General features: G+C 46.9%; 14 protein-coding genes and 1 pseudogene. 11 read left to right on the forward strand and 4 right to left on the reverse strand.

Features of this window, described 5'->3' with window-relative positions; translation table 11 throughout:
• Nucleotides 1-337 precede the first annotated feature (337 nt).
• The 7 genes and pseudogenes from BQ7483_RS08425 to BQ7483_RS08455 all read left to right on the forward strand — a co-directional run bounded on the left by BQ7483_RS08425 (nt 338) and on the right by BQ7483_RS08455 (nt 6539).
• On the forward strand, nt 338-1357 hold the full coding sequence (locus BQ7483_RS08425) for a DUF3871 family protein (RefSeq protein WP_072545578.1): 1020 nt from the start codon (nt 338-340) through the stop codon (nt 1355-1357).
• 86 nt (nt 1358-1443) lie between these two features.
• Complete coding sequence (locus tag BQ7483_RS18045; RefSeq protein ID WP_072545777.1) at nt 1444-1719, forward strand: hypothetical protein; 276 nt, start codon at nt 1444-1446, stop codon at nt 1717-1719.
• Between the two features lie 11 nt (nt 1720-1730).
• Nucleotides 1731-2177 (forward strand): annotated as a pseudogene (locus BQ7483_RS08435) (JAB domain-containing protein).
• A 172-nt stretch (nt 2178-2349) separates the two neighbouring features.
• Nucleotides 2350-2937 (forward strand): tyrosine-type recombinase/integrase, encoded by a 588-nt coding sequence (locus tag BQ7483_RS08440; RefSeq protein ID WP_072545579.1) that lies wholly within the window; start codon nt 2350-2352, stop codon nt 2935-2937.
• A 752-nt stretch (nt 2938-3689) separates the two neighbouring features.
• On the forward strand, nt 3690-4445 hold the full coding sequence (locus BQ7483_RS08445; protein WP_072545580.1) for a hypothetical protein: 756 nt from the start codon (nt 3690-3692) through the stop codon (nt 4443-4445).
• 17 nt (nt 4446-4462) lie between these two features.
• A complete protein-coding gene (locus BQ7483_RS08450; RefSeq protein ID WP_072545778.1) occupies nt 4463-5668 on the forward strand; it encodes a hypothetical protein in 1206 nt (401 codons plus the stop codon).
• Nucleotides 5669-6080: 412 nt separating this feature from the next.
• Nucleotides 6081-6539: a lipocalin-like domain-containing protein gene (locus BQ7483_RS08455; protein ID WP_072545581.1), complete on the forward strand. Its 459-nt coding sequence runs from the start codon at nt 6081-6083 to the stop codon at nt 6537-6539.
• Nucleotides 6540-6603: 64 nt separating this feature from the next.
• Here BQ7483_RS08455 and BQ7483_RS08460 read toward each other — a convergent pair whose 3' ends face one another.
• From BQ7483_RS08460 to BQ7483_RS08470, 3 genes are read right to left on the reverse strand one after another with little or no spacing between them, the layout of a single operon-like run.
• Nucleotides 6604-6975 carry a DMT family protein gene (locus BQ7483_RS08460; RefSeq protein ID WP_072545582.1) on the reverse strand — a complete coding sequence of 124 codons (372 nt, stop codon included), beginning with the start codon at nt 6973-6975 and terminating at the stop codon, nt 6604-6606.
• Nucleotides 6976-7008: 33 nt separating this feature from the next.
• Nucleotides 7009-7212 carry a DMT family protein gene (locus BQ7483_RS08465; protein ID WP_072545583.1) on the reverse strand — a complete coding sequence of 68 codons (204 nt, stop codon included), beginning with the start codon at nt 7210-7212 and terminating at the stop codon, nt 7009-7011.
• 25 nt (nt 7213-7237) lie between these two features.
• Nucleotides 7238-7981, reverse strand: coding sequence for a PP-loop family protein (locus BQ7483_RS08470; protein WP_072545584.1), 744 nt, complete (start codon nt 7979-7981; stop codon nt 7238-7240).
• A gap of 134 nt (nt 7982-8115) precedes the next feature.
• Between BQ7483_RS08470 and BQ7483_RS08475 the strand changes: the two genes are divergently transcribed.
• From BQ7483_RS08475 to BQ7483_RS08490, 4 genes are all read left to right on the forward strand, one after another.
• Complete coding sequence (locus BQ7483_RS08475) at nt 8116-9552, forward strand: tetratricopeptide repeat protein (protein ID WP_072545779.1); 1437 nt, start codon at nt 8116-8118, stop codon at nt 9550-9552.
• Nucleotides 9553-9574: 22 nt separating this feature from the next.
• Nucleotides 9575-10042, forward strand: a complete 468-nt coding sequence (locus tag BQ7483_RS08480; RefSeq protein ID WP_072545585.1) for an NfeD family protein — start codon at nt 9575-9577, stop codon at nt 10040-10042.
• A 67-nt stretch (nt 10043-10109) separates the two neighbouring features.
• The gene (gene floA, locus BQ7483_RS08485; RefSeq protein ID WP_022021691.1) at nt 10110-11111 is read left to right on the forward strand and encodes a flotillin-like protein FloA; all 1002 of its coding nucleotides are present in this window, start codon (nt 10110-10112) and stop codon (nt 11109-11111) included.
• A 163-nt stretch (nt 11112-11274) separates the two neighbouring features.
• A complete protein-coding gene (locus tag BQ7483_RS08490) occupies nt 11275-12153 on the forward strand; it encodes a nucleoside phosphorylase (protein ID WP_022021690.1) in 879 nt (292 codons plus the stop codon).
• Nucleotides 12154-12261: 108 nt separating this feature from the next.
• Here BQ7483_RS08490 and BQ7483_RS08495 read toward each other — a convergent pair whose 3' ends face one another.
• On the reverse strand, nt 12262-12744 hold the full coding sequence (locus BQ7483_RS08495; RefSeq protein ID WP_022021689.1) for a TspO/MBR family protein: 483 nt from the start codon (nt 12742-12744) through the stop codon (nt 12262-12264).
• Between the last annotated feature and the right edge of the window lie 17 nt (nt 12745-12761).

Here is a 12761-nt window from a genome sequence, read left to right on the forward strand (position 1 = left end):
ATAAGCATACTGTTGGCAGCATTTCCAATTCTAAAGAGTTATGCACAAGACACCCCTACCCACATAAACACCCCCTCATAGCTCTTAAATAAAAAGAATGCTTTAAAAATGTAGTCTGATAGCTGACAGGAATAAGCATTCTTATTTAATCAGAGAACAGGCACGATGCACTATTACCATAGCTGACCAATATTTACTATTACTCATAATTTCCTTTGAAAGAATCTTTAGGGAAAGACATAGAACAGCCTAAGATACAAGCGAAGAAATTCACTTGTGTTTTGGGTTTGTTCTTGTTAAATCCATTCAATCAATAACCATTTAATTCAATTTCATTATGAGAGATTTAGTAATTATGCCAGCTATGGCACAGCGTAGAGAATCATTAAACATGGGTGAGTTTGCAGAAGAAGCAATCATTGTGGAAGAAGTTGCAGCACCCAAGAGAGTGAACCATTTCATTGAAGCCAATACACAGGAAGTAACCTTGCATCATCTGAAACATGACTGCATCATTCCCAGCTTTGCATCAATGGAAGAAACCATTAGTCACCAATCCTTTATAGGTGCAGTAGTGGATGCAGCTAAGGACTACTTTCATGGAGAGCAGTTTGATATACCAGAGATTAGAATCTCACATCCTATCAATGGAAGAATACCAAGTGCATTAGGCAAAAAGGCTTCTGAACTGACTGATGCAGAGAAAACATTGTTCTATCAAAGGATGTGCTTCTGCTTTGAAATTCCATCCATTGTGCATGATGAATATGGCAATCGTTTGGCATTATCCATTGGTGGAGTAAGAGCATATAACGAGATTAACTTGTACAGTAAGAAATCTGTTGAGAGATTTAAAATCTTCATAGGCTTTAGAAATCGTGTGTGCTCTAATCTTATGCTTACCACTGACGGCTTGCAGGATAAGATTGAAGTTCTAAGTACACAGGAACTATATGCAGCAGCTTTGAATTTGTTCCATGCCTACAATCCATCTAAAGACCTGCACTTGTTAAGAACACTTGGGCAGATGTCAATCTCAACAAGCGAGTTCTGCCAAATAATAGGCAGGATGAGACTATTCCAAGCTCTTACACCCAACCAACAGAAACGCTTACCTCGTCTATTGTTGGGAGACAGTCAGATTAATGCAACTTGCAGAGCATTCGTTTCAGATGCAAACTTTAAAAGTACAGGAGATAGCATTACAGGCTGGCAGCTACTCAATTTGCTCAATGGTAGTGTGAAGTCAAGCTACATCGATAATTTCTTGGAGAGGAATTTGAACTGTACAGAGTTTGTACAAGGCATCCAGCGTGCCAAATTAGGAGATAATGAATACGCTTGGTTCTTGGGCTAAGTGGATTGTTGATTGAGAGAGGAAAGGGCATCATTGATTTGGTGTCCTTTCTTTATTTCTACCAACCTATTAAAAGATTATACATTATGAATACTAATGATATTGAAAACGCAATTAATCACATAATCTCTTTACAGGAGAAGTTGTGTTACTGTGAGAACAATCTACAATACATCAAACGCTTGCAAGCCCTTAAATATTGGCTGCACAAGTTTGATTCATTCTTAGATAGGAGCAGCAGGCAGCATGGTGAATATGCAGCAGTTTATGAAAGCTACTTCCACACTTGCTGTGGGTTCTCATTCTACGACAGAGTTTGTAACTCTATTCTCGTTTATGAATATGGAGACAGACCATTCTAATACTTGACATTATTGATATAGATTATAAAGTGGGTGAAGTGGAACTATCCTACAAACCCAAATTCAAGAATCTGCATAAGGTAGTCAGTTCAGAGGATGCTTATAAATATTTGCTCCCTACATATAGAGAGGGTACAATCTGTTACAAGGAATACTTTAAAGTCTTATTTCTTAACCAAGCCAGCCAAATCTTAGGTTACACTCTTATATCAGAGGGAGGGATAACAGACACAACGATTGATGTCAGAGTAATTCTATAAGCTGCATTACTTACCAATTCTGTAGCTCTTGTTCTTGCACATAACCACCCAAGCGGTAATCTGAAACCAAGCAGGCAGGATATTGAGATAACGAAGCAGGTTAAGGATGCAGCCCAACTTATGAGAATTACAGTAATAGACCACCTCATTCTTACAGATACAGGATATTACAGCTTCTCTGATGAAGGACAGTTGTAAGCTGTTCCTATATATAACAAGGTAAAGGACATTCAATTTCCAAGTTGGGTGTCCTTGCTTAATAATATTCACTTCTATTATTAGTGAATGTTCCTTTAGTAATCAATGAGTTAGCAAATCCAACTCAGAATTAATATTCACTTCTATTCGTTTCATTATAAAACAGAACATTATGTCACTCAAATATTCAAGCACAACCGCAGACTATCTTGTTTGGTCTGATGCAATGAACCTCATAAGGAAGTTAGCCAAAGACGAGAATTATAAAATCTCACTTCTTATAGCTTTGGGGTGTTTCACAGGATTAAGAATATCTGATATTCTATCTCTAAGGTGGAAGCAGATATTAAGTACTGACGAGTTTACAGTAATTGAGAAAAAGACAGGCAAGGTAAGAACTATCAGACTGAATCCCCAATTACAGCAGCATATCAAAGAGTGCTACGAGCATATAAACCCAGTTGGGATTAATGCACCTATCTTAGTAAGTCAGAAAGGCACTATCTTCACAGTTCAGAGAATTAACATCATTCTTAAAGAGGTGAAGAAGAAGTACAGGTTAAAGATTAAGAACTTTAGTTGCCATTCACTTAGAAAGACATTTGGCAGGCAGGTCTATAATATGAACAGTGATAATGCTGAACTTGCTTTGGTAAAGCTGATGGAACTGTTTAATCATAGTTCAGTTGCCATTACTAAGAGATACTTGGGGTTAAGACAGGAAGAAATCTTACAGACTTATGACTGTTTGAGCTTCTAATAATTGGGACAGGATTATTAAGATTCATCTTATATAGTGGTCTGAATGGTTCTGTCCCAAATACATAAAATATTGAGCTTAGATACATCTAAAGTCCAATTTTAGTAGTTTGGCATTTCAGCCTTATAGAAGTAAGTCAATTCCATCAATTTACAGAGTTTAGAACTATCTCAACTCTTATTAGTCATGTTGGAGGTAGCACTTCTTAAATATCCAACAATATGCTAACTTAAAGCTCATAATTCAAGATAGGTGGGAATATTCAGAATTTATCCTTATAAGGGCAGAAGTGAATTTACTACCTGCATGGATTTAGAGGGTTCAGATGCAGTTCTGATTAAAAATCTCATTCAGACCATGTTTGAAAGCAGGACATTTACTATTTCTTCTCACTTCCTACCTAATGATTTAAAACCTTTCATTATCTTTGTACCAATTTCAATGACCTAATGCGTTAGGGAGTTGGAAGGACATATTTAACGAAAGGTGTTATTGAAATTATCTTCTAAAGTCAAATTCTCGCAAAATTTGTAACGCTGTGAAGATGGTAGCAATAGCATCCACATCATTTGTTATATACCTACCTTTTATAAGGTTTCTATATCTCAAATTGGTGTGGGGCTATTGTTTTATCCACAGCAAGGCAATGCGAGAAGCCAGACTTTAGGGTAAAACATATATAGTTCCCACACCTTTTTTATTTAGTAACGGCTTATCCACAGGGAACAGGTGAGCACAATTAAAATTATTGCATGAAAGAACTATTCCAAGTTTTGAATAGAGAGGATAGAATTTCTATACTCAAAATATTGTCTTTATTGATAAATGAATCCAATAAGACAAACTACAATGATAATAGTGATTGGATTTTAGCCTTTAATGAAGTGGGATTTAGAACTGACGACATTAATATTAATGAAATCTTATCTAATATTGACATGGATGTTTATAACACTCCATTAGAAGATTGGCAAGTCCAAGCACTCAATTCGATATGCTTTCTTGAGAATATTCTAATCTTTAGATATGTTCCAGACGATGAGCCAAAAGAAGCTATCTATATCCAACGAGAAGCGGAAACCTATCGTAAGATAGATAAGAATAGACCATTCCCCCTATGTCACTTACCATTAATGCCAGAAGAAGTAGTTAGAATGATGACACTTCGAGCTTCAAAGCTATTTGGCAATGATACTAACATTTGGTTTGATACAGAGAATCTACGCATTACTTTGAGTAGAGGGTTTGATAATTCATATATCTCGTTCAACGACAGAATAAATGAATTTAACATTTGGTTTGAAGACTCATTCATGAGATTTGTTGGAGGAGCAGAATGGAACACCAAAAAAGAGCCATATCGTACTTTATTTGTCAATGAATGGCTAAAGTCTGGAACAACGATTGTACTTGATAAACTATTTGAAGGCTTTTCATCAAATGGTTTAGACATTAGATACAATGCCAATGTTGGAATGGGATTACACATCATAATCAGATTAAATTAAATAACTATGAAATGACTATGAGAACAATAAGATTATTAGCTACCTCATTATTGGTTGCATTAAGCATGGGAGTTAGTTCCTGTGGGGATGATGAATTGGATATGCAACCAACAGTATCTTATCCAGAGGGAAGTGAACCTTTAGATATAGTCTGTAAAGAATATGGCATTAGTGACTATGAAGACATCGAATTACTTAATTACCATAAGAACGGTTTGGAACAAGCTAACTTCTCTGGCTTACGAGAGGACAAGCTATGGCTTGCATCATTCAATGTAAAGGATAAATCTCCAATTATAAATTGGACTGATGAGTTGCCTTTTAATAGGAATCGTAGAATTTACAAAGGCTATGGAGAATATGAAGATGTCACTATTCAACAGATAACATTGTTACAGACCATATACTTTAATCCAAGTGAATTTGTAGCATCATTAAGCTACTACTTTGATAAAGATTATGGCTACCCTGCTTTAATCTTTAGACATGATACACAAACTAAAGAAGTTCAAGTTAAGCGTAGTGAAATATTTGCAGGATTTCAATATTCTATAATAAACAATGATTGTTGTTACTCATTGTTTGGCGATACTCTCTATATAGCAGAGAAAGGCTTTGGATATTCTAATATAGGAACTCTCTATACATCTGAACTTATATCTCATGAAGAAGCAATCTACAGTCATAGAGATAATAAAGGCTTCTTTGTGGGGAAAAGGAGTTTTAAATTGGGAGAGGATTTATGGCATATCCAAGTACCACAGCTAAATGATGAACCTGCTGATGCTAAGATTGAGGTCAGTGTAGAAGATAAATCTACGCCAGTTTGGAAGTTCAATGTCAATATTACACATTATGATGGGACTAAGAAGAATGTAACATTTGAAGTAGATACTGATAATGGTACAATCAAAGGACAGGATGATTATGCTTCCCTTATTATAGGTAAATGGAAGAAGACAAGCGGTGATGCTATTGCTACTCATGTAACTTATAAGAACGATGGTACATTTGAATACACAAGTTCAGAAGATAGCTCTTATAAGGAAGTTGGTAAATACAAAATAGATGGTAACAAGCTCTATGAAATGTACAGCGATGAAGATGAATGGATTATCAGTGATATTCTATTGCTTAATTCTATGACTTTATCAGTGCAGGAATTGGAAGCTGATGGAGTAACACCCAGCGGTAAGAAGTTTGCTTATCAAAGAGTGGAGTAAGAACTCATACATAATTGGTGGGGACAGCGTTTAAAATTATTTGAATACTGTTTCCATTCATAAAGAGGGATTACCTGCAAGTGGTGGATTGACGGCAGGTGATGTGTTTAGGCAAATATGAAACTATATGATTAAACATGAACATAGATAAGTACAAAGTGACGCAGAGGCTATTTAGATACTACCTAATCTATCACCTTGTCTATGATTTGTACATATTAGGACAATTTATCTATTGGTACTTTTCAGCAAGCCAATCAACATGGTATCATCGAATGATGGATAACCCTATAATGCTTTAGAAGTACTAATAATAGGACCAATTTCATTAATAAGTGGAATAATTCACATTATAATTTGACTATTAAACGACATTTGAAAGAACTTATATTAACTAATAAATTATTTAACAATGAAGACATTTAAATTACTTGGAATGACCTTATTAATGGTCTTGTGTGCTGTAAACTTCACTGCTTGCAGCGATGATGATGAGAATGATAAAGCTGCGATTGAAGAAGCCAACTTGATTGGTAGATGGCAATCCACTTGGGAGAAGATTCACAAGGTAGAGAATGGCAAGGAAGTTGTTACTTCTGATGAAGCCTATACCAATGCCCTATTAGAGTTCAAAGCTGACGGTACTTGCATAGAGAGCCGCGTTGACGGTGGATACACAGAAACCAACCGCTGGTCTCTAAAGGGTGATAAGCTAACTATCTCTTACAATGATGGTTATTCTGATGTTCTTACCGTCAATGAGCTTACAGCTACCAAGTTAGTACTTGCCTTTGAAGATTGGGACAGCACAGATGATGGAGGTGAGGAATTAGATGATATTACTACGACCACTTACAAGAAGATAAACTAATTACCCAAACTTATTTAAGACGGAGCAGCATTTAAGGAAACTCTTATGCTGCTCTCTTCTATAACTATTTCATAAACACAAAATAGACAGCCAATATTAAGCAAACAAAGGCAGCCATGTGATTCCAATGCAAAGTTTCACCTTTAAAGAATACAGTTGTAAAGACTGTGAATATGATAAGAGTTATCACTTCTTGAATAACTTTCAACTGCATCAATGAAAATGGTCCCCCATTACCACTAAATCCAATGCGATTCGCTGGAATTTGACAAGAATACTCAAAAAAAGCAATTGACCAACTAAAAGCTATTACACCTATCAATGGAAGAGCAGCAAACCAAGGATATTCCTGTTTCATCTTTAAATGACCATACCAAGCAAAAGTCATAAAGACATTCGATACTATAAGCAATAAAATCGTGAAGAGAGCTTTCATATTATTCTAATTCTACATACATTATTATATATATCAACGTGAAGTGTTAAAACTCCAGTTGGGTTTTTCTATTTTATTATACTCGGCCAGGGCAATGGCCCACGAGAAGAGGATGACGGCGTAGAGCGGCCAGTTGGAAATGACCTTCATCTCCTGCAACTTCAGGTGGCCGTACCAGGCGAACGTCATGAAGATGTTCGACACGATGAGCAGAAGGATGGTGTAGAATGCTTTCATATCTATCAATATTAACTATATAATTTCAAATCTTGGGCGGGAGAAGCTCCTCCTGCACGTTCGTCATGCTGGCCCAAAGGCTATAGCGCGCCTCGGGGTTCATCTCCTCGAGGCGGCGGAGGACGTCGCGCATGTCCGAGCGGTGGGAGTCGTGCTCATAAGGGCAGTTCTTCACCTGCTTGCGGTAGGCGTGGGCGGCGGCCAGAGCCTCGAGGTCGGCCTCGTGCACCAGGCAGAGGGGGCGGACGATGGTCATGTCGAACTTCTTCATCACCAGCCGTGGAGGCATGGTGGAGAAGGCCCCCTGGAAAGTCTGGTTCATGAGGAGTGTCACGAGGATGTCGTCCATGTGGTGGCCCAGGGCAATCTTGTTGCAACCCAGTTCGTGGGCGGCGGTGAAGAGCTCCTTGCGGCGGTTCCACGAGCAGAGGAAGCAGGGCGACTTGCGCGTGTCGGTCGAGGCGTCGAACTCCGCCTCGCGCAGGACGAAGGGCACTCCCCGCTCCTCGCAAAAAGAGCGCAGGTAACCGGCATCGATACTATAAGGAATGTTGCGCATGGCCACGTGGACGGCGGTCAGCGTGAAGCGCGGACGGTAGATGCGGGCGCGTCGGGCCAGCAGCTCCGTCAAGGCCAGCGAGTCCTTGCCGCCCGAAAGGCCTACGAGGAGGCGGTCGCCGTCTTCAATGAGGCCGTAATCCACGATGCCCTTCATCAGGCGTCGCTCGATGCGCAGCATCAGTTGTTGTTCTTCCGTCCGTTTTACCATCACATTTCCGTTTTGCGGGCGCAAAAGTAGTGCAAAAGAATGAATTGGAGAAGAAAACCGACGGCAAAGAGACATTATTTGGGAGAAATTCGTATCTTTGGACGCAAATGACCAAAGACCTTTCACGTATGAAGATGATAAAGAAACAGATATGCCTGCTGGGCCTGGCCCTGATGGCAGGTACCTCCACCATCCAGGCACAGACGCTGGCCCAAGCCCGAACGTGGTACAACGAGGGCGAATATGCCAAGGCCAAACCTGTGATGGAACGCTACTACAAGTCGCAACCCGCCAACGGCAACTACAGCCTGTGGTATGGCGTGTGCTGCCTGGAGACGGGCGATGCCGAAAAGGCCGTCAAGCCCCTCGAGACAGCTGTCAAGCGGCGTGTCACCAGCGGGCAGCTCCACCTGGCGCGTGCCTACGACGCCGTCTACCGCTTCGAGGATGCCGCCGAGGTGTGCGACGACTACCTCGCCGACCTGAAGCGCCTGCGCCGCTCCACGGACGTGGCCGAACAGCTGGCTGCACGCATCCGCAGCCACCAGCTCATGCTCAAGGGAGTGGAGCGCGTGTGCGTCATAGACAGCTTCGTGGTAGACCGCCGCACCTTCCTCCAAGCCTACAAGATAGGCCCCGAGAGCGGCACCCTGAGCCTCTATGCCGACTACTTCAAGGACAACGGACACACGGGCGGCACCGTCTACGAAACCGAACTGGGCAACAAGCTCTACTACAGCGAACTCCAGCCGGACAGCACCCTGGCCATCCTGAGCCGCTCCAAGCTCTCGGACGGATGGAGCAAGGGCACCCTCCTGCCCGGCAGCGTCAACGAGGGCGTCAATGCCGACTATCCCTTCATGATGGCCGACGGCGTGACCCTCTACTATGCCGCCGACGGCCCCGAGTCGATGGGCGGAACCGACATCTTCGTCACCCGCTACAACACCAATACGGACACCTACCTCGTGCCCGAAAACGTGGGCATGCCCTTCAACTCGCCCTACAACGACTACATGTATGCCGTCGACGAGTACAACAACCTGGGATGGTTTGCCTCCGACCGCTACCAGCCGGCAGACAAGGTGTGCATCTACGTCTTCCTCCCCAACGCCACGAAGCAGGTCTACGACTACGAAAGCATGGACAAGGACCTCCTGCTGCGCCTGGCCGCCCTGAAGGACATCCGTCTGACGTGGACGGACAGCACCCTCGTGGACGAAGCACGCCGGCGGCTGGCCACCGTCCTGGCCGGAGAACCCCAGGTGAAGAAAGAGAAGCGCGACTTCGAGTTCCTCATCAACGACGAGACCACCTACTACCTGCTTTCCGACTTCCGTTCGCCCCAGGCCAAGACCCTGTTCGGCAAGTACCGCCAGCTGGAGCAAAGCTTCGCCCAACAGAGCGAAAAGCTGGAGAAGGGACGCCGCAAGTATGCCGAAGCCTCGGCAGAAGAAAAGAAGCAGCTGGCCCCCGCCATCCTCGACCTGGAGCAGCGCATACTGACCCTCCGCAAGGAGGTGAACGAAGCCGCCAAGGCCGTCCGACGGGCCGAAGCCGGAGTTCAATAAAAACCCATAAATCCTTCATAATATGGATATTGCCATCATCGCCGTGCTGCTCATAGCAGCCATCATCCTGTTTCTGGTAGAGCTCTTCGTCATCCCCGGCATCAGCATCGCGGGCATCCTGGCAGGCGGCTGCTACCTCTATGCCAACTACTACGCCTTCACCCGTCTGGGCATGGCGGGCGGCTTCGTCACGCTGGGCATCTCGGCCGCGGCGTGTGTGGGTTCGCTCGTGTGGTTCATGCGCTCCAAGACGCTGGACCGCATCTCACTCAAGACCGACATCACCGGCACGGTGGACCGCTCGGCAGAGCAGAGCGTGCAGGTGGGCGACACGGGCATCGCCCTGACGCGCCTGGCCCTCGTGGGACGCGCCGACATCGCCGGCCGCCTGGTGGAAGTGACCTCGGCCGACGGCTTTCTGGACGAGAAGACCCCCGTGGTGGTGGTGCGCATTGCCGACGGCACTGTCTTCGTCGCCCGAAAAGCGTAATTGTGATTTGTGATTTGTGATATTTGTGATACTGAAAAAAAGACCATAAACTTAAAACCTGAAAACAATGGACACAAGCTCTTTGTATCTGACCGCCTTCCTCGTGGTGGGAGGCATCATCTTTCTGATACTCTTTTTCCACTACGTGCCCTTCTTCCTGTGGCTCTCGGCCAAGGTGTCGGGCGTCAACATCTCGCTGGTGCAGCTCTTCCTGATGCGCATCCGTAACGTGCCGCCCTACGTCATCGTGCCGGGGCTCATCGAAGCCCACAAGGCAGGCCTGGGCAACATCACGCGCGACGGCCTCGAAGCCCACTACCTGGCGGGCGGACACGTCGAGAAGGTGGTGCACGCCCTCGTGTCGGCCGCCAAGGCAAACATCGACCTGCCCTTCCAGATGGCCACTGCCATCGACCTGGCGGGACGCGACGTCTTCGAAGCCGTACAGATGTCGGTCAACCCCAAGGTCATCGACACCCCGCCCGTGACGGCCGTAGCCAAGGACGGCATCCAGCTCATCGCCAAGGCGCGCGTCACGGTCCGTGCCAACATCCGCCAGCTGGTGGGCGGTGCGGGCGAAGACACGGTGCTGGCCCGCGTGGGCGAAGGCATCGTCTCGTCCATCGGCTCGAGCGAAAGCCACAAGTCCGTGCTCGAGAACCCCGACTCCATCTCGAAGCTCGTGCTCCGCAAGGGCCTCGACGCAGGCACGGCCTTCGAAATCCTCTCCATCGACATCGCCGACATCGACATCGGCAAGAACATCGGCGCCGCCCTCCAGATGGACCAGGCCAATGCCGACAAGAACATCGCCCAGGCCAAGGCCGAAGAGCGACGCGCCATGGCCGTGGCCAGCGAGCAGGAGATGAAGGCCAAGGCACAGGAGGCACGCGCCAAGGTCATCGAAGCCGAAGCCGAAGTGCCCAAAGCCATGGCCGAAGCCTTCCGCAACGGCAACCTGGGCATCATGGACTACTACCGCATGAAGAACATCCAGGCCGATACAGACATGCGCGAAACCATCGCCCGCCCCGCTACGGGCGGAAGCAATGCGCCGCTGAATAAATAAGCTACGAGCTACGAGTTACGAGTTACGAGTGAGACAGGTTATGAGTGGCGGGCTACCCATCCCTTCCAACGAAAGGAAACGGCCCCCCTTGTCACTCATAGCTTGTAGCTCGTAACTTGTAGCTCGTAGCTCCTAACTCATAACCCATCAACCCATTCCGAATATGAAAAAATACTTCCCCTCTTCCGAACTGATCATCAACGAAGACGGCTCCGTCTTCCACCTGCATGTGAAACCCGAATGGCTGGCCGACAAGGTCATCCTCGTGGGCGACCCCGGCCGTGTGGCCCTCGTGGCCTCCCACTTCGAGAACCGCGAGTGCGAGGTGCAGAGCCGTGAGTTCCACACCGTTACAGGTACCTACCAGGGCAAGCGCATCACGGTAGTGTCGACAGGCATCGGATGCGACAACATCGACATCGTGATGAACGAGCTCGACGCCCTGGCCAACATCGACTTCCAGACGCGCGAAGTGAAGCCCCAGCTCCGCCAGCTCCAGGTGGTGCGCATCGGCACCTGCGGCGGCCTCCAGCCCTACACGCCCGTGGGCACCTTCATCTGCTCGGCCAAGTCCATCGGCTTCGACGGCCTGCTCAACTTCTACGCAGGGCGCAACGCCGTATGCGACCTCGCCATGGAGCGCGCCTTCCTGAACCACATGGGATGGACGGGCAACCTCTGCGCCCCCGCCCCCTACGTCATTGATGCTGATGCCGAACTCGTCGAACGCATCGCCCGCGAGGACATGGTGCGTGGCGTCACCATCGCTACAGGCGGCTTCTTCGGCCCGCAGGGACGCGAGCTGCGCATCCCCCTGGCCGACCCCCGACAGAACGAGAAGATCGAGCAATTCGAGTACCACGGCCTGCGCATCACCAACTTCGAGATGGAAAGCTCGGCCCTCGCCGGCCTGTCACGACTGATGGGACACCAGGCGACGACCGTCTGCATGGTCATCGCCAACCGCCTGGCCAAGGAGGCCAACACGGGCTACAAGAGCACCATCGACACGCTCATACGGACGGTGCTCGACCGCATCTGACGCCCGTCAAGCCTGCCCCTACAGACACAACGGACGGACACACGGATCACCCCCCGAAAAAGAAGAGGGGGAAATCTCGGTGTCCGTCCGCATGGTATGCGCCAGGACCTAATTGTAGAGGCACACGTAGGCGTTGAGATAGGTGGCGAAGGCCAGCCAGAGCAGGTAGGGCACGAAGCACCAGAAAGCCACACGGCTCGCCCTGCGCGACTTAAGCATGAAGACCGCCACCGCCACGAGCAGGGCCACGATGACCACCATCCCCGCCCAAGGCGAACGCGCGTAGAAGAAGCAGACGCTCCACAGGAAGTTGAGCACGCATTGCACGCCCCACCACCCCAGCAACGCCCTGCGGCGCCCGGCTGGCACATGCCACACCGCCCCGAAGGCGATGCCTATGAGCACGTACAACGCGCTCCACGCCACAGGAAAGACCACGCCCGGCGGCGTGAGCGGCGACTTGGCCAACGACGGATACCACTCTGCCAGAGCCTCGCGCTGGAGCATCGAAGCCACCCAGCCCAAAGCCAGACACACCACGACGGCCAGCGCATAGGGCGCCACCCGTCCCCAGAAAGTTCGTGTTTTCATCTCTTTATTTTCATTTC

It is taken from the genome of Mediterranea massiliensis, assembly GCF_900128475.1.
Taxonomy (GTDB): domain Bacteria; phylum Bacteroidota; class Bacteroidia; order Bacteroidales; family Bacteroidaceae; genus Bacteroides; species Bacteroides massiliensis_E.

Bases quoted from the DNA above. Each gene is read 5' to 3' on its own strand.
- BQ7483_RS08470 (WP_072545584.1), bottom strand. From the start codon at position 7,981: ATGGTAAAACGGACGGAAGAACAACAACTGATGCTGCGCATCGAGCGA.
- BQ7483_RS08490 (WP_022021690.1), top strand. From the start codon at position 11,275: ATGAAAAAATACTTCCCCTCTTCCGAACTGATCATCAACGAAGACGGC.
- BQ7483_RS08445 (WP_072545580.1), top strand. From the start codon at position 3,690: ATGAAAGAACTATTCCAAGTTTTGAATAGAGAGGATAGAATTTCTATA.
- BQ7483_RS08425 (WP_072545578.1), top strand. From the start codon at position 338: ATGAGAGATTTAGTAATTATGCCAGCTATGGCACAGCGTAGAGAATCA.
- BQ7483_RS08480 (WP_072545585.1), top strand. From the start codon at position 9,575: ATGGATATTGCCATCATCGCCGTGCTGCTCATAGCAGCCATCATCCTG.
- BQ7483_RS08465 (WP_072545583.1), bottom strand. From the start codon at position 7,212: ATGAAAGCATTCTACACCATCCTTCTGCTCATCGTGTCGAACATCTTC.
- floA (WP_022021691.1), top strand. From the start codon at position 10,110: ATGGACACAAGCTCTTTGTATCTGACCGCCTTCCTCGTGGTGGGAGGC.
- BQ7483_RS08495 (WP_022021689.1), bottom strand. From the start codon at position 12,744: ATGAAAACACGAACTTTCTGGGGACGGGTGGCGCCCTATGCGCTGGCC.
- BQ7483_RS08440 (WP_072545579.1), top strand. From the start codon at position 2,350: ATGTCACTCAAATATTCAAGCACAACCGCAGACTATCTTGTTTGGTCT.
- BQ7483_RS18045 (WP_072545777.1), top strand. From the start codon at position 1,444: ATGAATACTAATGATATTGAAAACGCAATTAATCACATAATCTCTTTA.
- BQ7483_RS08455 (WP_072545581.1), top strand. From the start codon at position 6,081: ATGAAGACATTTAAATTACTTGGAATGACCTTATTAATGGTCTTGTGT.
- BQ7483_RS08460 (WP_072545582.1), bottom strand. From the start codon at position 6,975: ATGAAAGCTCTCTTCACGATTTTATTGCTTATAGTATCGAATGTCTTT.
- BQ7483_RS08475 (WP_072545779.1), top strand. From the start codon at position 8,116: ATGATAAAGAAACAGATATGCCTGCTGGGCCTGGCCCTGATGGCAGGT.
- BQ7483_RS08450 (WP_072545778.1), top strand. From the start codon at position 4,463: ATGAGAACAATAAGATTATTAGCTACCTCATTATTGGTTGCATTAAGC.